Below are 20,697 nucleotides of genomic sequence, written 5' to 3' on the forward strand. Positions count from 1 at the left end.
AAGCACTAGGGAAAGAAGGGGAAGGAACATGGAGATGAAGTATCTGGTCACTCGACCTTGGGGCGGCTATGAAAGACGCATGATCACGCTTCTGTCGCTCAGCTTCGGGCTGGTAGGACTGGACAGGTTCATTATCATGCCGCTGTTCCCGGTGATCATGCATGACTTGGCCCTGGACTATCAGGACTTGAGCATGTTGTCAGCCATCCTGGCATTTGCATGGGGAGGCTCTGCCTTGTTCATGGGTGCTGCCATCAGGGTACTGGGCCCAAAGAAGTTGCTGGTCCTGTCGATCACCCTGCTATCGCTCCTGGCCGGTGCGTCTGCATTGATCACCAGCCTGGTAGGCCTGGTGCTCTTGCGCGCCTTGATGGGCGTCTGCGAAGGAGCCTTCACGCCAGTCAGTATCATTGTCACCGATGAAGTCTCGCAGCCTTGCCGACGCGGACTCAATCTAGGGATTCAACAGGCCTTGTTCCCCATCATCGGCCTGTGTCTCGGACCGCTGCTGGCCGGCGTCCTGCTTGAAGTGTTCGGATCCTGGCGCGCCGTGTTCGCCATCATTTCGTTACCCGGCCTGTTAGTAGCCTGGTACCTCTATAGAACCTACCAACCGACCCAGGTGCCCAGCGAGGCATCGATTGAACACGCCTCAAAAAGCCAGTGGAGGACGGCCCTGTCCAGCGGGAATGTGCGGCTCAACATTGCCTTGATGCTTTGCATACTCACGTGCCAGTTCGTTCTGTGTGCCCTGCTCCCCAGTTACCTGACAGACATTCTGCACCTGAGCAATTTCTCCATGGCCATGATTATTTCCGCCATTGGCCTGGGTGGTTTTTTTGGCCAGTTGGTCATCCCCGGCTTGTCCGACCAACTGGGTCGCAAGCCCGTGGTTGCCATCTGCTTCATGATCAGCGCGCTGTTAGTGGGTTTATTGATCATCAGCCCACCGTTGCCCTGGCTACTGTTCCTTCAATTATTCTTCTTGTCGTTTATCAACTTCAGCCTGATCTGCATCACGGTCGGCCCACTGACCAGCGAATCAGTGCCACCCAGTTTATTGGCCACCGCGACGGGGCTGGTGGTGGGCTGCGGAGAGATTCTTGGAGGGGGCGTCGCGCCTGTGGTCGCCGGCTACATCGCCATGACGTGGGGACTTACCGCGATTCTGTTCCTGGCACTGGCCGGAAGTATCACGGGGGGCTTGCTGTCTCTATGGCTCAAAGAGGCAAACCCGGCTTTCAACGGACTCAAGGACTACGCCCCCCTATCCGCACGCTTGACCCTGGAGGATAAGTGATGACCCATTATGTAATGTTGCTGGACACTCCAATGCCGCGAGGAGGCCTTGGCGTATTTGACTTCAAGTCCGGGCAAAGCCGAGAGGTGCGTCCGCCCCAGGGCAATTTGTATGAAGCCCTGGCCCATTGCGCGGATCGGAATATGGACTGGGAGTCCTATCTCAAGAACCTGCCGTCCACGCCCTACCCGCTTACGCCTGCGGCGGTGAAATACCGACCGCCGCTCAAGCCCGACAACAACTTATTGGTCCAGATCAGCGAAATCACGCTCTGTACCGCCAAGACAGAACAAGCCTGGTATTACAAAGGTAACGGTCGATTGCTCAAGACCGACGGCGACCCTTTGCAGGTGCCCTATCATTCACAAAGCATCAGTAGCGAGCCGTGCATTGTCTGCCTCTATTGGGTCGACCCGTTTGGCGCGCTACGCTTCATTGGCTTTACCTTGGGCAACGACATTCACGATCATGTGTTGCACAGCCGTGACGCCATTTCTTCAACCCATGCACACTTGCGCACCTGTGCGATTGCCCCGGCATTGATAGTGGGAGAATTGCAGGCTGATCTGGCCATCAATGTCCAGATAGAACGCGACGGCCAACCCTTGGCGGCAAGTCACCACCGGATGAGCTTGCATCGCTGGCAAAGTTTGCGCCGATACTCGCAAGAGTTCCTGGAGAAACATGAGCAGTTTCTCGAGCCCGGGCTGGTGCACTACGTGTTCCACAGCTTGAGCCATCGCACGACCAATGTGCCGCTCCAACACGGTGACTGGCTCAGCATTGACTGCCCCGAGCTGGAATTGGCCATGAGCAATCAGATTGTCGAAGAGGAACTGGTTTCGCTGATGCCCTTGCCTGTGAGACGTGCACCTGAGCATGACTGTATCGACCGGCCCCTGCCCGTGTCTAAAAAGTTCTGATCCCGAGCCCCATAATTGATGAAGGACAGTCATGGTCGCAACGCGCTGCTCAACGACGTGGCCCACATGACCCGTCAAGTCCAGCAACTGCTGCTACTGACCGAAGCCAGTGAGGCCCAGAACTACCAGTTTGCCGAAGTCGAGCTGGCAGATATCACGACAGAAGCCACCGACTATTTGCAACGCATGGCCGAAGCCGCCGAAGTACGCCTGGTGCTGGCGCAAAACGCTAGCTCCGGTGCCCCATGGCAGGCGGATCGCAGCGCCCTCTTCACCTTGCTGAAGAACCTGCTGGAAAACGCCATTCAACATGCCCCTCGGGGCACTGAAGTGCGCGTGGAAATCGGCCGGGATGAGCTGAGCGTACGAGACTGGGGTCCCGGGGTGGACCGCGAGCAACTGCCGCACCTGTTCGCTCGCTTCTGGCGCGGAGCCCATCGCCGCGACCATGGCGCCGGCCTGGGCTTGACGATCTGCCAGGAAATCGCCCAGGCCCATGGCTGGACGCTCTCAGCCAAGAGAGCGAAGCCAGGCTTGTTGCTGCAGCTGTCTCGACGGGGATGACTAGACTCAGATGCCGGGCGTTCCCAATTGCCCTGTGGGAGCGAGCCTACTCGCGATAGCAGTGGTCCAGCAGGCATCGATGTTGGATGTGCCACCGTCATCGCGAGCAAGCTCGCTCCCACAGGGGGCTTGGGTGCACATGGATTTTATGTCCGCCGAAAATCCAATGTGGGAGCGAGCTTGCTCGCGATAGCGGTGGGCCTGTTGAAGATAATGCCAACTGTGCTGACCCCATCGCGAGCAAGCTCGCTCCCACATACGCGACCTCAGGCAATGCCACCGTCAGCTACCGCAAGGGTGTCGGCCGGGTGAGCGTAGCTCGGCCGGAAAGTCTCGGGCATCGCCAGCAACAGAACCAATGCCAACGCAGCAACCGCCGCCAGGGTCAGGAACGCCGCGCTGTAGCCAGCCCCTTGCACCACAAAGCCGGCCAGGCTGTTACTCAACGCCGCGCCGAACCCGAACACTGTCGACAGCACCCCGAGGCTGACGTTGAAACGCCCAGTGCCCTGGGTCAGGTCCTTGACCACCAAGGGAAACAGCGCGCCAAACAGCCCGGCACCGATCCCATCCAACAACTGCACCGCCACCAACCAATAGGGGTCATCCGAGAGCACGTACAACACACCGCGGATGGGCAGGATCAGGAAGCCGGCCAGCAACAACGGCTTGCGTCCCCAGGCATCGGCCTTGACGCCGACCAGCCACGCCATGGGCACCATGACCAGTTGCGCCGCGACGATACAGGCCGACGTCAGCGGCGTGGCCAGGTGTGCATTGGCCTGGGCGAGCTTCTGGCTGACCAGCGGGAGCATTGCCGCGTTCGCCAGGTGAAACAGCCCGCAACAGATAGCGAACAACAGCAGCGTGCGGTTATCCAGCAACACGCGCAGCGCCGAGGGTGTCGGGCCCTGCACCGACTGACCGGCTTCCAGGCCCCGGGCCACGTCATGGTCGATGGCCTCGGCAGACACGCAACTGACCGCCACGATACTGGCCAATGCCATCGCGGCCATCAGATAGAACACCGCAATGGGACCGAACAGCCAGGCGAACCCACCCGCCAGCAGCGCTGCACAGGCATTGCCCGCGTGGTTGAATGTTTCATTGCGCCCAGTGCGCCGCGTAAAGGCCCTGGCGCCGGTAATGCCCAGGGAAATTGCCGCAATCGCTGGCGCGAAGACCGACGCCGCCACGGCGCCGAGCGCCTGGGTCAACGCCACCATGCCGAAGGAAGAAGTGAACGGTAGCACCAGGCAACCCAGCGTCACCAACAAGGCAGCCACGGCCACTACGGCGCGCTTGCTGCGCACCCGGTCGATCAGTGCTCCGGCGGGGGCCTGGGCAACAAGCCCGGCCATCGCCGCCACTGTCATCACCACGCCAATGCTGGCCGGGTCCCAGCGATGCACCGCCAGCAGGTAGATCGCCAGGTAAGGACCCAGCCCATCGCGTACATCCGCGAGGAAAAAATTCAGCCCATCCAGGGAAAGGTTGTTACGTCGGTCCAGGTTTCGATCCACGGCGGCCTCGACGGGCATTGGCCCAAAGAAAATTGACGCCATGATGTCGCAAAGAATCGAACCGGGCCACCGTGATGAGCACGGGGCCCTTTCCCTGTGGGAGCGAGCTTGCTCGCGATGGCGGACCATCAGCCAACGATGATGCTGGATCTGACACCTCCATCGCGAGCAAGCTCGCACATGGGTTGTTGGGTTGGATGCGTGCCCTGGGGATGCGCTACGCCAAGGCGCCGGCCGTCACGCACGGCGTCCTACCAAAGGGCAATATCGTAGGTGAAGTAGATCCGGTTGCTGTCACGGCCACGGGAAAAGTCCGAGCGATAGACGTAGTTGCGCACCTTCACCCCCAGCCCCTTGAACGTACCCTGCTGCACCACGTAAGCGATCTCTGCATCACGCTCCCACTCTTTGACGGTGGTATTGGACTTGCCGTCGTTGCCGCTCAGATAGCGGGTGGAAAATGTCAGGCCGGGCACACCGAGGCGAGCGAAGTCGTAGCCATAACCGAGCATCCAGGTCTTCTCGTCTTCCTCGATGAACTTGCCGATCCCGACGTTGCTGAAGGAGTACACCGTGGCGCCGCTGACATAAGGCAAGCCCGCCTCGCCGCTGAGGGTTTGATAGCCGGCGCTCAGTGTGTGGCCGACAACGGCGTAGGACAGCAGCCCACTGAGCATGTCGTTGTCGATCTTGCCGCCGTAGGCCGAACCCGATTCGACGCTGTTGAAGTAGCGCAGGTCGCTGGTCAATACCCCAGCACCCAAGGGCAGATCATGCTGGATACCGGCAAAATCCTGTCGATAGAAATTCTCCAGTTCGCCATGGAAGTAGCTCAGGCGGACGTTTTTGCCCAACGTGTAGTCGGCACCGGCATAGCTGAAGTCACCCGACTTATCGCCGCCGTAGCCATCGGGCACGATGGGCACGCTGTCGCTCGAATCGCGCAGCTTGAAACGCTCCAGATACCCGCCGGTGATGGTGAGGTTGTCGATGTCATTGCTGCTGATCTGGGTGCCTTGGTAAGTCTGGGGCAACAGCCGAGCATCGTTGTAGACCAATACCGGGGTCTTGGGCAGCAAGGTGCCGTATTTGATCGTGGTCTTGGCCACCCTGGCCTTGGCGGTCATCCCCGCGCTGGCAAACTCGTCGGCGGCGCGACCGTCGTCATGCACCGGTAGCAGGCCGGTGCCGCTGCGGCCACGCCCGGAGTCGAGCTTGACCCCGAGCAGGCCCAGGGCATCGACCCCGAAGCCGATGGTGCCCGGCGTAAAGCCCGATTGGTAATCCAGCAGCAAGCCCTGGGCCCATTCGGTGCGCTCACTCTTGGCGGTCCTCGCCGCCCGTGCGCTCATACCGTGCTCATCGCGAAAATTTTCGTTGAAGTAGACGTTGCGCAATTGCAGCTTGAGCTTGCTGTCGTCGATGAAACCTTCGGCGCTGGCCGAGGCCAGGGGCAACAGCCCAAGGATTGGAAACAAAGCCCCGCGGGTAAGCAAAGTGGTCATGTCGAGCTACTCGTTGTTGTTATTTGGCGTGCAAGCCAGCGCACACCCGCTTGCGCAGGCGTGTCAGGCAGCAAGCGAAGGCGTGTCGGGTGGATCAGGAGAACAGCGTCAGCGCCCCAGTCAACAGGGCGAGTGCAGTGATCACCAGGGACGTGAGCACCGCCCATTTCACGGTGGCTTTCTGGAAGTCGCCCAGATCGCGGTCCACCATGCCCACCAGCAACAGGGTCGAGGCCACCAGCGGGCTCATCAGGTGCACCGGTTGGCCGAGAATGGACGCCCGGGCAATTTCGACCGGATCAATACCGTAAGCGGCAGCAGCGTTGGCCAGGATCGGCACGACACCAAAATAGTAGGCATCGTTGGACAGCACGAAGGTCAGCGGCATGCTGGTAATCGCCACCACCAGCGGGAAGAGATGGCCCCAGGAAGGCGGAATCCAGTCGACCAGGGTTTGTGCCAACGCATCGACCATTTTCGTCCCGGAAAAAATCCCGGCGAAGATGCCCGCGGCAAACACCAGCAGGACCACCGTCATGGCGTTGCCCGAATGGGCGAGAATGCGTTCCTTCTGAATGTCCAGCTGCGGATAGTTGATCATCAGCGCCAGGACGAAACCGATCAGGAACAGGATTGCCGAATGCATGAGCCCCATCACCAGCGCGACCATCACCGCGACCACCAGCAACAGGTTGACGTAGGCCAGTTTTGGACGCTTGTGTGGTGTGTCCTCCATGATCGCGTTGATGTAGCAATTACCGCCACCACTTTGCAGCTGGACGTTACCGATGCGCTTGCGCTCGGCACGGCCCAGCAGGAACGCCGTGAACACCACCCACATCGCCCCGCCGATCATGGTTGGCAACAAGGGCACGAAATACTCACCGGCATCCAGGCCCAATGCTGCGATCGCGCGGGTCGCCGGGCCGCCCCAAGGGGTCATGCCGCTCATGATGCTCAAGGAGAGCATGGAAACCGTCGCCAGGATCATCGGGTTCATGCCGATGCGTTTGTACAGCGGCAACATCGCGGCACAGGTGATCATGTAAGTCGTCGTGCCGTCACCGTCCAGCGCCACCAACAGCGACAGCAGCGCAGTGCCCACGGCGATCTTCATCGGGTCTCCATTGACCCGCTTGAGGATCTTGCGGATCAGCGGGTCGAACAGACCGGCGTCGATCATCAGGCCGAAAAACAGGATCGCGAACAACAGCAGCGCCGCCGACGGCGCGACCATTTTCAGGCCGTCCAACATCATCTTGCCGGTGGTCCCGCCAAAGCCGCCGAGCACGGCAAAGACGATGGGCACCACCGTCAGGGCGACGATCGGTGACAACCGCTTGGTCATTATCAGGAAGGTAAAGACCACCACCATGGCCAAGCCAAGTAAAGCGAGCATATGTCAGTTCTCTTGTTGTTATGAGTAGCTTGGCTGACATTCAGGCGCACGCCCCCCAACCCGCCAGGCAACACGCAAAATGTGCCTGGCGCAGGTAGTGAGTGAGCGGATGCAGTGCTGTCGAGTCAGCCGCGAGCGGCTAGATGTGTTTGGCGACCTTCGTCTCGTCCCAGCCTGAGTCCGTTGCCTGGGTCTGCGTCAGGGCGGGTTTGCCATCAAGGGTCTGTAGCAGGACGTCGCGGTCGCAGGCATTCTCCGAAAGGGAGATCACCACGGTCGCAACGGCGTTGCTCGCCAGGCTGGTCAACGCCCGTGCTTCGGACATGAATCGGTCGATCCCGATCAACAAGGCCAGACCCGCCAGGGGAATGTCGTGAATAACCGTCAGGGTCGAGGCCAGGGCGACAAATCCGCTGCCGGTAACACCTGCGGCGCCCTTTGAAGACAGCAACATGATCGCCAGCATGGTGATGACTTGGGTCAGCGTCAGGTCGATGTTGCAGGCTTGCGCAATGAAGATGGCCGCCAGCGACAGGTAGATCGCCGTACCGTCGAGGTTGAACGAATACCCGGTGGGCAGCACCAGTCCCACTACCCCCTTCTTGCACCCCAGGGCCTGGAGCTTTTCCAACATCCGCGGCATCACCGGTTCGGTCGATGACGTCCCCAGCACCACCAGGAATTCTTCACGCAGATAACGCAACAGCTTCCATAAGCTAAAGCCGTGTGCGCGGCAAATGCTGCCCAGCACCACGAAGACGAAGAAGGCGCAGGCGATGTACAAGGTCATGATCAGCTTGGCCAGCGAGCCCAGCGACGTGATGCCGTACTGCCCCACCGTGAAGGCCAAGGCCCCGAACGCGCCGATCGGAGCGAAACGCATCAGGTAGGAGAAAATCTTGAACACCATGTGCGAAGCTGATTCCAGGACCTCCAGCACGGGCTTGCCGCGCTCGCCCAAGGACGACAAGGCAAAACCGCAGAGCACCGCGATAAACAGCACCGGCAGCACCTCGCCTTTATTGAAAGCGCCGATGAAGGTGTCGGGAATGATGTGCATGAAGAAGTCCACCACGCTCAGTTTCGCGGCGGATTCGGTGTACTGCGACAGCCCTTGGGTGCTCAACTGCGTCGGATCGATGTTCATGCCTGCGCCGGGCTTGAACAGGTAGACCGACACCAGGCCGATGATCAGGCTGATCACCGTCAGCGCCAGGAACAACAGCAGGGTCTTGCTCAACAAACGCCCCAGCGAACGCTTGTCGCTCATGCCGGCGATGCCAGTGACAATGGTGCAGAACACCACCGGTGCGATCATCATCTTGATCAGCTTGATAAAGGCATCACCCAGCGGCTTCAAGGCAATTGCCTGTTGCGACCAAAAGTGCCCGAAGACCACGCCCAGCAGCACAGCGCAGATGATCTGGAAGTAGAGCGATTTAACAACTTTCATGGCATCACCCATTTTTAGAATTGTTCTGATGCAAACGACCATGGCTGCCCGGGCTATCCGGCCAGCCGCTGGGACGCCGTGGCGTAGACGAAACCAGAGAAAAGCCGGCGCGCGGTACGCACCACCGAGGCCCGAATGGTCTCACCGTTTTCGCCGGTGTAGGACAGTACGACATCAATGCCGCCGCTGGGGTGTTCGATACGAACCTGCTGCAAGCGCGGCTGGTTGATTGTGCCGAGCAGCTGCGCGACGACGCTGCCCTCGGTCACACACGCAGTGGCCAAGCCGATGGAGCCGGTGATCGCCAGGGCACGGTGACAGTTGTGGGGCATGAAATAACGCACCTGGACCGTCCCTCCAGACTTGGCCGGAGACACCAGCACCGGTTTGGGAATGACCTTGTCACTGACATCACCCAAGCCCATGGCCAGGCCGGCTTTCAGTCGCAGGGACTCCAGGCGCTGCAGGAAGGCTTTATCGGCGTCCAGCTCAGCGGGGCTTTCATCGCCGCGCTTGCCAAGCTGACTGGCTTGAACGATCACCATCGGCATCGCCATGTCGATGCAGGTCACCGGGATGCCGTCGATCAGGTCCTGAGGTTGTCCGGTGGGAAAGAGTTTCCCTGTCTTGCTGCCCGCCGCATCGAGAAAGGTCAGTTGCACCGCAGCGGCTGTGCCGGGCACGCCATCGATGGCGGTGTCGCCTTCATAGCTGACTTTGCCTTCTGGGGTTTGCACGTCGGAATTCACGAAGGTCCCGGTATTGAGGTTGCGAATACGCACCCGGGTAAGGTCACCGGAAGGCTTGACCAGCCCCTGCTCGATAGCGAACGGGCCGACGGCGCAGAGCATGTTGCCGCAATTAGGGGCGGTATCGACCCGACGCTGGGAAACCATGACCTGGACAAACAAATAATCGACATCCGCGTCAGGGTGCAGCGACGGACTGACGATCGCCACTTTGCTGGTCTGTGGACTGCCGCCCCCGATGCCGTCGATTTCCAACTCATGGCCGGAGCCCATCAGGTTGAGCAGCAGCTCATCACGCTCAGCGATGGCGACCGGCAGATCCCAGGCGAGAAATACCGGACCTTTGGACGTACCGCCGCGCATTAGCACACAAGGAATTCGCTGCATGATCACTAACTCTTGTTAATCAATCTGGATAATTGATGCTCTGGAAACAAGAGTGGCAGGGTTTGAAAAGTGTTTCCAATGCAAAGATCAGAGCGATTATTGCGTTTCACAAATGAATTACTTTACGCTGATTGCCATCGCGCACGGCCCTTCCCCGGTGAGGTAGCACATGGAATATGAACTCCAGGACATCCGATCTTTCGTGAAAATCGCCGAACTCGGCAGCTTCCACGAGGCCGCCGACGCGCTGCATCTGTCGCAACCAGCCTTGAGCCGACGGATGAAAAAACTCGAGGAAGGCCTAGGAACCGCTTTGCTCGATCGCACGACCCGCAAGGTCAGCCTGACGAGTGTCGGCCGTGACTTCCTGCCCAAGGCACGGCGCCTGCTGGATGATTTCGACGACTCGATTCTCAATATCCGCGAGCTGGCCGAGCGACAGATCGGCCGGGTGACCTTGGCGTGCATTCCTACGGCGGCCTTCTATTTCTTGCCTTCGGTGATTCGCCTCTATAACGAGCGCTACCCGAAAATCCGCATCCGCCTGCTCGACCTCAGCGCCAACGAAGGGCTCGAAGCTGTACTGCGCGGCGAAGCCGACTTCGGCATCAACATGATGAGCGGCCAGCACCCGGACATCGAGTTCGTGCCCCTGGTCAACGAACCCTTTGTGCTGGCCTGCCGACGCGATCATGAATTGGCTGAACGCAGTGCGGTTACCTGGTCGGAACTCAGTGATTATCGGCTGATCGGCGTTGGTCGCCTGAGCGGCAACCGCATGCTGCTGGACCACGCGCTGTCGGGCCTGAGCTGGCGCCCGCAGTGGTTTTACGAAGTGCAGCACCTGTCTACGTCGCTGGGATTGGTCGAGGCTGGTCTCGGTGTGTCGGCGATGCCCAGCCTGGCGATGCCGGCCGGGGATCATCCAACGCTGGTCAGCGTGCCGCTGATCGAGCCGGTGGTCAACCGCTCGCTGGGCCTGGTCTACCGCCGGGGCGCATCGCTCTCTCCGGCTGCGGAGAAATTCGTCTCGATCCTGCTTGAACAGTGGCCGCAATGAAGCGCGCCCAATCCCTGGATCGATGAGCGCGACGGCAATGCGTTTGTTGAATGACAGGTGCTCATCAAAAATCAGCGCCGAACTCAGCAGGCCGAACACCGGCACCAAGAGCGACAAGGGCGCGACAGGTGTCCGATTTTCATGCTGATCTTCCAACCAGTGTTGTTGAAAAATGCATCGAGGCAATCCACAGCAGCCATGCGGCGAGGCTAATCAAGGCGCCCAGCAGGCTGACCGCCATCCAACCCCACAGTGCATAGACCTGGGTCGCGGCAGACGCGCCCAGTGCACTGCCCACCGAGTAGAAACACATGTAGGCGCCGACCATGCGACTTTGGGCGTCGGGCCGGGCCTCGAAAATCAAGCTCTGGTTGGTGACGTGCACGGCCTGCACCGCGAAGTCGAGCAACACCACGCCGCAGACCAATGCGATCAGGGAGGTTTCGGCAAACGTAATGGGCAACCAGGAAAGCGTCAGGAGCCCCAGCGACAAGCCGGTGACACGTTGCCCCCAACCTTGATCGGCCCAACGACCGGCGCTTCTGGCCGCCAGGGCCCCAGCGACACCGGCCAGGCCGAACAGGCCGATGGCCGTGTGTGAAAGCGACAGCGGCGCGGCACTCAACGGCAGCACCATGGCCGTCCAAAACACCGAAAAAGCGGCAAAGATCAGCAAAGCCAGCAACCCTCGGATCCGCAGCATCGGCTCAGTCACGAACAGCATGAACAGCGAGCGGATGAGCACCCGGTAGGGCTGCCGGTGACGCGGCGCCACGGCGGCAGGCACCACGGCCCAGAACACCGCCGCAATGGCCAGCATCAGGCCCGAGGACACGAAGTAAACCCCGCGCCAGCCCGCCAGATCGGCGATCACTCCAGAGGTAAACCGTGCCAGGAGAATACCCAGGACAACGCCACTGGTAACGGTTCCCACTGCCTGTCCCCGTTGAGAGGGTGAGGACAGCACGGCGGCATAGGCCACCAGCACCTGGACGACCACCGCCAGCAACCCCATCGCGATCATGGCGCCCAGCAACGCCAACCAGTGCTGGGCTGCGCCGACGGCCATCAGCACAAGCGCAGACAACACCAATTGCGCGAAAACCAGCCGTTTACGGTTGACCCTGTCCCCCAGCGGGACGATGAACAGCAACCCCAGCGCATAGCCCACCTGGGTGGCAGTCACCACCACCCCGATCAATCCCGAAGCGACGCCCAGGCTCTCGGCCATCGAGGCGAGCAAGGGCTGGGCAAAGTAGACATTGGCAACGGCCAGTGCGCAGGTCACGGAAAACAGCAACGTAAGCGAGCGCGAAAGCCCCGGGCATTGCGGTTCATTCAAGGAGCCCGTGGCAAGGGAGCTTGCTCCCTCGCCGCCCTGATTTCCCGAAGGCTGCCGGGTCAAACAATCGGCATCTGCTGTCATGCACGCCTCCTTGGCGCTAAACTGGTTTCAATTAAAAACCTGCATCGATTGTTGCTCGATCAGGTTTCAATTTGCAACCACAGATATCGACCGCACCTGGCGATCCTTTTTCATAGGCCAACACAATGGAAAACGCTTCACCGCAAAACAGCGAGTGCCCGGTAGCCAGGGCACTGGACGTGATTGGCGATCGCTGGTCGCTGATGATCATTCGTGACGCATTCGACGACATTCGCCGCTTCAGCGAATTTCAAAAAAGCCTGGGTGTGGCCAAGAATATTTTGGCTTCGCGACTCAAAGCGTTGGTCGAGCTCGGTGTGTTCGACGTTCGCCCCGCGTCAGATGGAAGCGCCTACAAGGAGTACGTCCTGACGGACAAAGGCCGGGAGATCTTTCCGGTCGTGGTCAGCCTCAGGCAATGGGGCGAACGCTTCCTGTTCGAGCCGGGGGAAACGCGTTCCGTGCTGTTGGACAACACGTCCGGGCAAGCCCTCATGCCGATGGATGTGCGCTCCTCGAGCGGTCAGAAACTCGGCCCGGCCGATTGCCACAGGGTGAGGTTCATTGCCGACAACCCGACGTGAGATTGATCGTCCCTATCCCTTCAGTACCAGGAACATGTCCGGGTACCTGGCGCACATGAGATCGACAAATGCGCGCACCTTCGGCGCAGCAAGACGCCGGGATGTGCAAGACCCAGAGTTCAGCCTCTTTGCCCATTACCGTGCCAGCGCATTCAGGCTCATGCTGTTCCACTTTTGAAACGGAGTGTCTACATCCTGGCGTCTTCGTTTTGTTTCTGCAACGGCATATCGTTTGATCATCGCAACGGGCCGACAAGGCCGTAGCGGACTTTTCCGACTACCCACCCTTTTGCAGGAGATTCAACATGAGCATTCTCATTACCGGCGCCACGGGCACCATCGGTTCACTCATCATCCAGCACCTCGCCGACGCAGGCGCCGACGTCAAGGCCCTCGTGCGCCAGCCTGGCAAGGGAACATTCCCGGCGGGCGTGACTGAAGTCGTTGCAGACCTCACCGATGTCCCTTCGCTGCGCGAGGCGCTGGCGTCGGTGCGTACGCTGTTCCTGCTCAACGCCGTGACGCCCGACGAGGTGACACAAGCCCTCATCACCTTGAACCTCGCTCGCGAGGCCGGCATCGAGCGCATCGTCTACCTGTCGGTGATTCATGCCGACAAGTTCACCCAGGTGCCGCACTTCACCGGCAAGCACACGGTCGAGCGCATGATCGAAAGCCTCGACATCCCGGCGACCATCCTGCGCCCGGCGTACTTCATGCAAAACGAATTGATGGTCCAGCAGACCATTGAGAACTACTCGGTGTACCCGATGCCGATCGGCTCGGCGGGCGTCTCGATGATCGATGCACGCGACATCGCCGATATCGCCGCTGCCGAGTTGCTGCGACGCGACAGGGCACCTTCGGCGCTGGATCGGGTCACCTTGGAGCTGGTCGGCCCACAAGCACTGACCGGTGCCGCCGCCGCGAAGATCTGGAGTTCCGCCCTGGGTCGCGAGATCGCCTACGGCGGTGACGATGTGGCCGCCTTCGAAGCACAATTGGCCGCGTACGGCCCCGCCTGGCTGGCTTATGACATGCGCCTGATGATGTCCGGTATCCAGGCGTTTGGCATGCGGGCTGCTGAAGGAACCGTGGACCGGCTACAGGCGATCCTGGGGCGTCCGTTGCGTACCTACGAAGACTTCGTCCGCGAGGCCACTGCGGGGGTTTGAAAACTGGGGCAGTACAGTCATCTCGTCCAGCGCCAGGTCGATGCGCTTATGACCGACCTGGCGTGCAACGACGAAGGCTTGCTCCAGCAACAGCCTGCTGGCTAAACCAACTGGCGAACCCCTAGAGACAAAATCAAACCACCGCACAATCGATCGATTGCTTTTTTTCGCCCTTGATAGGCGCAAGCAATCCTCGGTTGCGAAAGCGCAATTGCGACCATTCCATACCAGGCCATTGAAACCACCACGACAACTGCCAGCATCGACAAAAACGTACCTGGCAAAACATGGGCGGGCGCCGCAGCTGAAAAAACAGCGGCATAGAAAGCCATGGACTTGGGGTTACCAATGTTGGTGACCACCCCCTGAATAAAGGACTGGCGGCAACTACCATCGACAGCATCATTCAGCGGGCCTGGCGCATTCTTCCCCGCGTTGATCAGCAGTCGGAGTCCGAACCACATCAGGTAGGCTGCGCCCAGAATCTTCACAACCAGCGCAGCCCAAGGGAGCGCAGCAAATACAACCCCGAGACCTGCAATCGCACAGGTGGACCAGAACAGGTTGACCAGCACGATTCCCGCCACCAAGGCCAAAGCGTCAGAACGCGTAGCAGCCACCGCCTTATGGACCACCGCGACGAAATTCGGTCCAGGAATCACGACACCAGCCAGGTAGACCAAAAAAACTGTCAAGACAGCGGAACCGTCGATCATGTGCGTCCTCGCGAGATCTGTAGTCGGTGATCGTTACCAAAAAAAGCCGCACTGCTGCACCACGGATTCAACCCGTCGAGGCAACACCCCTACTCCTCGGCAGGCCTCATATGAAAAATCGTATAAGGCAGGATCAGCGTATCGGCGACGATGCTGAAAGGGAGGTCGACGACTGCAAACGGTGCCAGCGCACGTGAATACACGTCGTTGTCATTCGTCGAGGCCTTGATGATCTCGATATCAGTCGCCGCACCGCAGTAAGGATGGAGGCCGCAGAGCTGTCCCATGCCAAAGGTTTCGTTGGCCGTGGCGCATCCGCCCAGCAGCGCCATCGTCAAAGCCATTACTACGATCCGCATGACGCGCCCCTCCCCCAGGAAAGGCCGGACTGTAGCATTAAAGCCGCCCCAACGGCGCCGCGCTCAAGGCAAGGCCCCAGCAGGGTCGCGAACCACTCGATGAACACCCCGAGCGCGGCTGCACCGATAAAAACGTTATGGCGGCTGTATTCAGACGACCCCAGGTTCTCCTGTAGGATGCACATCCTGTCAATCAGTCGCGAATGTGAACAATGGAACTGCACTCAATTCTCGCCTTTACCCTGGTCGCGGCCATCGCCATCGCCAGTCCTGGTCCTGCCACCTTGATGGCGATCAATAACAGTCTGGCCTACGGGCCGCGCTACGCGGTGTGGTCGTCGGTGGGCAACGCCAGCGGGCTGTTCTGCTTGTCGGCCGCCGCGATGCTGGGCCTGGGCGCGTTGCTCGCCAGTTCTGAATGGCTGTTCAACGCTGTGAAAGTCCTGGGGGCGGGTTATCTGTTCTACCTGGGCGCCAGGCAGCTGTTCAAAAAGAGCCCGATACTCGCGCAGGATGTGCAAGTCGATGGCAAAACCAGCAAGCCATCGCGTTCAAAGCTGTACAAGTCGGCCTTCCTGACAGCCATCACCAACCCCAAGGCGACGATGTTCTTCACCGCCCTGTTCCCGCAATTCATCGACCAGAGCGCTGCACTGCTGCCGCAGTTTCTGCTCCTCACCTCGATATTCGCAGGCTTGTCGCTGGTTTCCTTGAGCCTGTATGCCGCCATTGCGGCCCAGGCCAAAGGCGTGCTGAAACGGCCCGAATTTTCCGTGTGGATCAGCCGGCTCGTTGGCTCGACGTTCATCGGCTTCGGTGCGGCCATCCTGGCGATGCGTCGACCGGCCGTTTAGGGCATTTTTCGATCTGGAGCTACCAGATACCGGGGGGCATGACGCTTGAAAAAGCGTCGACCTCACACCCTCCCCATCCGCTCTACCTCGCCCCCACTTATTGGCAACAGTGAATCCTGCCTGCGCATTCGGATATTTAACTTGACGGCAGAGATTACGATCATCATATTTGCAAAATATTATGATCGTCATGTTCAAGGCTGCGTCACTGCGCCGATATCGCGAACCACAGTCTTGGCGGCTGCCCTCAACGTCTTTTCCCGCCAACCAAGCATAAGAGAGGATGTATGCAAGCCAGAACTTCATTGGCAATTACCGCTGCGCAACCGCACGCCTCCACACAACCCTTGACCGGCAAAATCGTGGCGCTGCTTGCAGGCCTGGCGGCGATCAGCATGCTCTCCACCAACATCATTCTCCCGGCGTTTGCCGATATCGGCGAAGACCTGGGCGTGACCGCTCGCGAGCTCGGCCTGACACTGTCCAGCTTCTTCATCACATTCGCCTTGGGCCAATTGGTGGTCGGGCCACTGGCCGACCGCTATGGGCGCCAGAAACTGGTGCTGGGCGGCCTATCGGTGTTCGTGGTCGGCACCGTTATCGCGGGGCTTGCCAGCACGTTCGATGTACTGATCGCCGGACGCGTCGTACAGGCGCTGGGGGTGTGTGCGGCCTCGGTACTGTCGCGCGCCATCGCACGGGATCTGTTTGAAGGCGAGACGCTCGCCCGGGCCCTGTCGCTGACGATGATCGCCACTGCCGCAGCGCCGGGTTTTTCGCCGCTGGCCGGCAGCGTCCTGTCCGTCACGCTCGGCTGGCGTGCCATCTTCATCCTGGTGGGTCTGGCCGCCGTGGTACTGGCCTTTTTCTACGTGCGCGACCTCGGAGAAACCCATCCCGCCGATCGGCGGGCACCGCACTCGGCCAAGAGCGTAGTGCTCGCCTATGGCAGATTGGCGCTGGACAAGCGCTTCATCCTCCCTGCTCTTTCAATGAGCCTGCTGATGAGCGGCCTGTTCGCATCGTTCGCGGCGGCGCCCGCCATCCTGATGAAAGGTATCGGCCTGACCTCGTTGCAGACCGGCCTGTATTTCGCCGCTACGGTATTCGTCGTGTTCGCAGCCGGCATGGCGGCTCCGCGCCTGGCGCATCGTCATGGCACCCGAATCGTCACACTCGCAGGCATTGCCTGCGCCCTGACCGGCGGCGGCCTGCTGCTCGTCGGTCCAACCGTGCCGGGTCTTGGGTGGTATGCCCTCTCGATGATCACCTTCCTGTGGGGCATGGGCCTGGCCAATCCGCTGGGCACGGCAATCACCATGGGGCCGTTCGGCAAAGAAGCCGGGATGGCCTCCGCACTGCTGGGTTTTCTCTCCATGGGTGCGGCTGCGCTGACCACCTGGCTGGCCTCGGTCTTGAGCTTCGCACCCGTCACGACGCTGGGTGGGATTCAGGCGACGGCCTGCCTGGTGGCGCTGGTGCTGTTTCTCTTGCGCGGTAGCCTTTGAGGGCGCTTTCTCGGCCAAGCCAAAAGGTTGCCTCCATGCTCGATCAATACACGGGCCAGGTTTCAACAATCTTCCCGCCGCGCACGGCCAGCAAATCGCCAAATTGCAGCAGCACGGATTCAGTCTGGGTCGGCCGTAAAAACACCTGGTCCTCCACGTTCAACCCTACGGCCGGGGAGCCGTTGACCATTTCCTGATTGGAGCTGCGACCATAGAGTTCATTGCTTTGCAGGCCCTTGGGTGATTCGAACTCGGCCATCCAGTTACCGCCGTAGAGGAAGAATGTCGCGCGCTGATTAGGGTCCCACCAGGAAAACAATCGGGATTTGTCATCCAGGGCTGGGAAATTGACGGCGCCAGTGCTCTTTAGCACGGGCGTTGCGATAAAGGCCGCCGGCACATGCTCGGCCAGCGATGGCAAGTCGTAATGGGTCGGCTTGAGAAACGCCGTTCCCACCGAGACCTCACTGCTCAGGCGTTCCTGCTCATGTATACCGTAGCTGGGGCTGCCGGCCGTATTGAGCGTGAGCCCTTCGTGCCAAAGCGCGGGGAAGTGTTCACGTAGGTAATGCACATGGCCGTTGTAAATGACCATCACCTTGTCGAACAACGCCTGGGACGAACCGAGGACCTGGGGCACGCCCATGCCGACAAACGGGTCATACCCCATGAAGCCGGCAAATTCGAGCTGCTGCGCATGGGCATCGATCAGCGTCAGCATCTCGCCGAGTACCGCGGGGTCAGCGACTCCGCCGCGGTGCAGGCCGACATCCAGTTCGATATTGATCCGCATCCGGATGCCCAGGCCTTGCGCCAATGCCAGGTAATCCATCAACCGCCGGGGGGTATCGAGCAGCCATTGCAGTTGCCTGGAAGGGTCGAAGGTTCCCTTGTGGGTTTGGTAGAACACTTCGGCCGAGCGTACCGGTAAAGGCTTGCCGACCAGGATGTCTGCCTCGGGAAATGTCACCGCGTCGTGATTTAGAAACGGCTGATGAAACGACATCAGCCGTCGGGTATCGGTACGTTTGGCGATGTACGCCAGCAGTCCCGGTGATGGCAGGGACTTTTCCACCAGGCGCAAATGTTTACCGGCGCGGGTGACGGATTGCTTGACCACATTGATATTGTGATCGAGCAGGTCCAGGTCAATCAGCATCACGGGGCGCATCGGCCCATGGCGCTTCAGCTCCTGGTTCAGCGCGCCGAAGTACTCGTTGTATGGGCTGCCCCGATCGCTCGGACGCAACAGCGCCCCCGCCCCGACCATCAATGCACCCACTCCTGCGGTGCCGAGCATAAAGGTTCTACGATTCATCAGGACGCTCCCTCTGCGTGCGCAGTCAGGTGCACGTTACGGCAGCGATACCCGGCTGTTGAGGCTATGGGAGGTCAGAAAGAGGACTTTGGCGGCCAGGCTTTGATCGAATCCTCCTAACCCCTGGACGTTGCAATGAACCGTGTGATGGCCGCCACCACATCAGCGCCCCGTTCAAGATAGGGCACATGCCCGCAGTCCTCGATGAACTCGCCGCGTGCATCGGGCAGTTGCTGGAGCAGGTTATCCAGGGTCGCCGGCAGAAACACCTGGTCATGCCGCCCCCAGATCACCAGCGTCTTGGCTGCAATCTGTGGCAACCGTCCGAGCAGCACGTCCAGGCCTTCACGACGAAAATCCTCGACAACGCGCTGCACCGCCGCAAACCTCGCCCTGCCGCTGGCCGCCATGGCCTGGGCCAAGCGCCCTCCTACCTCGGGCGGCGCCTTGAATACCAGGCTCCAGAAGCGTTTCATCTCCTCGACCGTACGATAGCCAAACACCGTCCCCGCCCCTTGCAGGCTGGCTTTCAATGCGGGGCCTAGCGCTTGCTCGCCCAGACCTGCAGGCGCCAGCAAGACCAAGTGACTGACACGCTGCGGGTGTTTGGCGGCATACAGGCCGGCCACGCACCCACCCAACGAGCTGCCGACCAGCACGAAGGGGCCCTCGACCAGCGTATCCAGCAAGCCTTCGAGTTCCGCCAGCATTGCCTGGGGTCCAAAGCCAGCACCCGCCTCGTACACGGATTGGCCATGCCCCGGCAAGTCGACGAAAACGCAAGGGTGATGGCGCGCCATGCCCAGCATCGCGGGGCCCCACTGGTCCTTGCTGGCACCCAAGCCATGGAGCATGACCAGCGTTGTCCGCGGGTGCCGTGCAGGGCTTTGCAGATAGGCCAGGCGTCCCTGTGTACCGGTGTGCCAGCGCAGTTTCAAACCGAACTGCCAGCGGTGGACCAGGCGCAAAGTGCCGAGCAGCAGTCGATCAACGCGGTTCATCCGCCACTCCTTGTCCTTTGCTACTGGCCTTGAGGAAGAATCTTGCCGGCAGGCGCAGTTGGCATAGCGCCACACCTGACAACGTCAACACGGCGCCGATCACCAGGCGCTGGCTGAAACCTTCGGCGAGCATGACCTGGCTGACAGCAATCGCGAACACCGGCACCAGGAGCAGGTACGGGCTCAGTTGCTGCATCGAGTTGCGGCCGAGCAACCAGAACCAAAGGCCGAACCCCAGCAGACCACCACTGAGTGCGGTGTAGAGCACCGCCCACCACGCCTGGGCGCTGGCCGTGTAGACGCGTGTCCATTGCTCGCCTTCCTGGACGAACGACCACAGCAACAGTTGCGGTGCGGCGATGACCGCCGTCCAGGCACTCAAGGCCAGCGGATCCAGGGGCCCGAGACGCTTGGTCAACACTGACCCGACAGCAAATGCCAAGGCCGCCAGCGCCACCAGCAACATGCCGATGAACGTCCCGCCCGCCGATGGTGTAGCCAGTAGCACCAGGACGCCGGCGAACGCCAGCAGGATGCCCGCCAGGAGCCGCAGTTTCAGGACTTCCCCCAATAACGCGAATGCCAGGACGAGGGTAAACGGTGCCGCCAGTTGATAGATGATCGCCGAGGTAGAGGCGTCTACCCGAGCGATACCGCAATACAGCAAACCGAAATGCAAGGTCCCGGTAATCGTGGCAACCAGGGCCACGGACGCAAACTGTTCACGCTTGACGCGCTTGAGCAGCGGCAGGAGAAACAGCGCCATGATCGCGTAGCGCATGGCGACCATGAGGATCGGCGGCAACTCGGCGCCGCCGATTTTCACTGCAGTGACCTGCGCGCCCCAGAGAAACGCGACCAGTAACGCGAGCAATGAATCTTTCAATGGCATG

The 20,697-nt window shown here is 60.4% G+C and carries 19 protein-coding genes and 1 pseudogene; 8 read left to right on the plus strand and 12 right to left on the minus strand.

Translation table 11 applies throughout. The features are described from left to right. The first annotated feature begins 34 nt into the window (after positions 1 to 34). The 3 genes from KI237_RS17560 to KI237_RS17570 are packed head-to-tail and all read left to right on the plus strand — an operon-like array spanning position 35 to position 2,787. A complete protein-coding gene (locus tag KI237_RS17560) occupies positions 35 to 1,300 on the plus strand; it encodes an MFS transporter (protein WP_212796346.1) in 1,266 nt (421 codons plus the stop codon). Beyond that, positions 1,300 to 2,223, plus strand: a complete 924-nt coding sequence (locus tag KI237_RS17565; protein WP_212796347.1) for a fumarylacetoacetate hydrolase — start codon at positions 1,300 to 1,302, stop codon at positions 2,221 to 2,223. Before KI237_RS17560 ends, KI237_RS17565 begins: the two co-directional genes overlap by 1 nt. Before the next feature lie 18 nt (positions 2,224 to 2,241). Next, positions 2,242 to 2,787, plus strand: coding sequence for a sensor histidine kinase (locus KI237_RS17570; protein ID WP_249410625.1), 546 nt, complete (start codon positions 2,242 to 2,244; stop codon positions 2,785 to 2,787). Between the two features lie 266 nt (positions 2,788 to 3,053). On the opposite strand, the gene KI237_RS17575 is transcribed toward KI237_RS17570, so the two are convergent. The 5 genes from KI237_RS17575 to KI237_RS17595 form a co-directional block, all read right to left on the minus strand. Further along, a complete protein-coding gene (locus KI237_RS17575) occupies positions 3,054 to 4,310 on the minus strand; it encodes an MFS transporter (protein WP_212796348.1) in 1,257 nt (418 codons plus the stop codon). Between the two features lie 251 nt (positions 4,311 to 4,561). Next, positions 4,562 to 5,815: an OprD family porin gene (locus tag KI237_RS17580; RefSeq protein ID WP_212796349.1), complete on the minus strand. Its 1,254-nt coding sequence runs from the start codon at positions 5,813 to 5,815 to the stop codon at positions 4,562 to 4,564. A gap of 94 nt (positions 5,816 to 5,909) precedes the next feature. Continuing rightward, the gene (locus tag KI237_RS17585; RefSeq protein ID WP_057447967.1) at positions 5,910 to 7,214 is read right to left on the minus strand and encodes a CitMHS family transporter; all 1,305 of its coding nucleotides are present in this window, start codon (positions 7,212 to 7,214) and stop codon (positions 5,910 to 5,912) included. Between the two features lie 139 nt (positions 7,215 to 7,353). Further along, positions 7,354 to 8,679, minus strand: a complete 1,326-nt coding sequence (gene dctA / locus KI237_RS17590; RefSeq protein ID WP_212796350.1) for a C4-dicarboxylate transporter DctA — start codon at positions 8,677 to 8,679, stop codon at positions 7,354 to 7,356. A 41-nt stretch (positions 8,680 to 8,720) separates the two neighbouring features. Further along, a complete protein-coding gene (locus KI237_RS17595) occupies positions 8,721 to 9,803 on the minus strand; it encodes a 4-oxalomesaconate tautomerase (protein ID WP_212796351.1) in 1,083 nt (360 codons plus the stop codon). Positions 9,804 to 9,972: 169 nt separating this feature from the next. Here KI237_RS17595 and KI237_RS17600 point away from each other — a divergent pair, with 169 nt between their 5' ends. Next, positions 9,973 to 10,863, plus strand: coding sequence for a LysR family transcriptional regulator (locus tag KI237_RS17600; RefSeq protein ID WP_003200706.1), 891 nt, complete (start codon positions 9,973 to 9,975; stop codon positions 10,861 to 10,863). A gap of 139 nt (positions 10,864 to 11,002) precedes the next feature. Here KI237_RS17600 and KI237_RS17605 read toward each other — a convergent pair whose 3' ends face one another. Next, positions 11,003 to 12,289, minus strand: a complete 1,287-nt coding sequence (locus KI237_RS17605) for an MFS transporter (RefSeq protein WP_212796352.1) — start codon at positions 12,287 to 12,289, stop codon at positions 11,003 to 11,005. Positions 12,290 to 12,414: 125 nt separating this feature from the next. Between KI237_RS17605 and KI237_RS17610 the strand changes: the two genes are divergently transcribed. Next, the gene (locus KI237_RS17610) at positions 12,415 to 12,873 is read left to right on the plus strand and encodes a winged helix-turn-helix transcriptional regulator (RefSeq protein WP_212796353.1); all 459 of its coding nucleotides are present in this window, start codon (positions 12,415 to 12,417) and stop codon (positions 12,871 to 12,873) included. Positions 12,874 to 12,885: 12 nt separating this feature from the next. Here the strand turns inward: KI237_RS17610 and KI237_RS17615 are convergent. Continuing rightward, positions 12,886 to 13,018: pseudogene (locus KI237_RS17615) on the minus strand (LysR family transcriptional regulator); the annotation flags it as partial. A 160-nt stretch (positions 13,019 to 13,178) separates the two neighbouring features. Here KI237_RS17615 and KI237_RS17620 point away from each other — a divergent pair. Beyond that, complete coding sequence (locus tag KI237_RS17620; RefSeq protein ID WP_212796354.1) at positions 13,179 to 14,048, plus strand: NmrA family NAD(P)-binding protein; 870 nt, start codon at positions 13,179 to 13,181, stop codon at positions 14,046 to 14,048. Between the two features lie 101 nt (positions 14,049 to 14,149). Here KI237_RS17620 and KI237_RS17625 read toward each other — a convergent pair whose 3' ends face one another. Together KI237_RS17625 and KI237_RS17630 are read right to left on the minus strand one after the other, a co-directional pair. Continuing rightward, on the minus strand, positions 14,150 to 14,764 hold the full coding sequence (locus KI237_RS17625; RefSeq protein WP_212796355.1) for a LysE family translocator: 615 nt from the start codon (positions 14,762 to 14,764) through the stop codon (positions 14,150 to 14,152). Between the two features lie 89 nt (positions 14,765 to 14,853). Beyond that, on the minus strand, positions 14,854 to 15,123 hold the full coding sequence (locus KI237_RS17630) for a YceK/YidQ family lipoprotein (protein WP_212796356.1): 270 nt from the start codon (positions 15,121 to 15,123) through the stop codon (positions 14,854 to 14,856). Positions 15,124 to 15,335: 212 nt separating this feature from the next. Between KI237_RS17630 and KI237_RS17635 the strand changes: the two genes are divergently transcribed. Together KI237_RS17635 and KI237_RS17640 are read left to right on the plus strand one after the other, a co-directional pair. Then, positions 15,336 to 15,977 (plus strand): LysE family translocator, encoded by a 642-nt coding sequence (locus tag KI237_RS17635; RefSeq protein WP_212796357.1) that lies wholly within the window; start codon positions 15,336 to 15,338, stop codon positions 15,975 to 15,977. A 287-nt stretch (positions 15,978 to 16,264) separates the two neighbouring features. Beyond that, entirely contained in the window at positions 16,265 to 17,485 is a 1,221-nt protein-coding gene (locus KI237_RS17640; protein WP_212796358.1) for a multidrug effflux MFS transporter, read from the plus strand. 43 nt (positions 17,486 to 17,528) lie between these two features. On the opposite strand, the gene KI237_RS17645 is transcribed toward KI237_RS17640, so the two are convergent. From KI237_RS17645 to KI237_RS17655, 3 genes are all read right to left on the minus strand, one after another. Continuing rightward, positions 17,529 to 18,734, minus strand: coding sequence for a DSD1 family PLP-dependent enzyme (locus KI237_RS17645; RefSeq protein ID WP_212800637.1), 1,206 nt, complete (start codon positions 18,732 to 18,734; stop codon positions 17,529 to 17,531). 185 nt (positions 18,735 to 18,919) lie between these two features. Continuing rightward, positions 18,920 to 19,804 carry an alpha/beta fold hydrolase gene (locus KI237_RS17650; protein ID WP_212796359.1) on the minus strand — a complete coding sequence of 295 codons (885 nt, stop codon included), beginning with the start codon at positions 19,802 to 19,804 and terminating at the stop codon, positions 18,920 to 18,922. Beyond that, complete coding sequence (locus KI237_RS17655) at positions 19,791 to 20,696, minus strand: DMT family transporter (RefSeq protein ID WP_212796360.1); 906 nt, start codon at positions 20,694 to 20,696, stop codon at positions 19,791 to 19,793. The genes KI237_RS17650 and KI237_RS17655 overlap by 14 nt, the downstream gene beginning before the upstream one ends. Position 20,697: the final 1 nt, after the last annotated feature.

The sequence above is a fragment of the Pseudomonas sp. St316 genome, assembly GCF_018325905.1.
Lineage (GTDB): Bacteria > Pseudomonadota > Gammaproteobacteria > Pseudomonadales > Pseudomonadaceae > Aquipseudomonas.

Coding starts and splice junctions, on each gene's coding strand:
- KI237_RS17560 (WP_212796346.1), top strand. CDS start 35: ATGAAGTATCTGGTCACTCGACCTTGGGGCGGCTATGAAAGACGCATG.
- KI237_RS17565 (WP_212796347.1), top strand. CDS start 1,300: ATGACCCATTATGTAATGTTGCTGGACACTCCAATGCCGCGAGGAGGC.
- KI237_RS17570 (WP_249410625.1), top strand. CDS start 2,242: ATGAAGGACAGTCATGGTCGCAACGCGCTGCTCAACGACGTGGCCCAC.
- KI237_RS17580 (WP_212796349.1), bottom strand. CDS start 5,815: ATGACCACTTTGCTTACCCGCGGGGCTTTGTTTCCAATCCTTGGGCTG.
- KI237_RS17585 (WP_057447967.1), bottom strand. CDS start 7,214: ATGCTCGCTTTACTTGGCTTGGCCATGGTGGTGGTCTTTACCTTCCTG.
- dctA (WP_212796350.1), bottom strand. CDS start 8,679: ATGGGTGATGCCATGAAAGTTGTTAAATCGCTCTACTTCCAGATCATC.
- KI237_RS17595 (WP_212796351.1), bottom strand. CDS start 9,803: ATGCAGCGAATTCCTTGTGTGCTAATGCGCGGCGGTACGTCCAAAGGT.
- KI237_RS17600 (WP_003200706.1), top strand. CDS start 9,973: ATGGAATATGAACTCCAGGACATCCGATCTTTCGTGAAAATCGCCGAA.
- KI237_RS17605 (WP_212796352.1), bottom strand. CDS start 12,289: ATGACAGCAGATGCCGATTGTTTGACCCGGCAGCCTTCGGGAAATCAG.
- KI237_RS17610 (WP_212796353.1), top strand. CDS start 12,415: ATGGAAAACGCTTCACCGCAAAACAGCGAGTGCCCGGTAGCCAGGGCA.
- KI237_RS17620 (WP_212796354.1), top strand. CDS start 13,179: ATGAGCATTCTCATTACCGGCGCCACGGGCACCATCGGTTCACTCATC.
- KI237_RS17625 (WP_212796355.1), bottom strand. CDS start 14,764: ATGATCGACGGTTCCGCTGTCTTGACAGTTTTTTTGGTCTACCTGGCT.
- KI237_RS17630 (WP_212796356.1), bottom strand. CDS start 15,123: ATGCGGATCGTAGTAATGGCTTTGACGATGGCGCTGCTGGGCGGATGC.
- KI237_RS17635 (WP_212796357.1), top strand. CDS start 15,336: ATGGAACTGCACTCAATTCTCGCCTTTACCCTGGTCGCGGCCATCGCC.
- KI237_RS17640 (WP_212796358.1), top strand. CDS start 16,265: ATGCAAGCCAGAACTTCATTGGCAATTACCGCTGCGCAACCGCACGCC.
- KI237_RS17650 (WP_212796359.1), bottom strand. CDS start 19,804: ATGAACCGCGTTGATCGACTGCTGCTCGGCACTTTGCGCCTGGTCCAC.
- KI237_RS17655 (WP_212796360.1), bottom strand. CDS start 20,696: ATGCCATTGAAAGATTCATTGCTCGCGTTACTGGTCGCGTTTCTCTGG.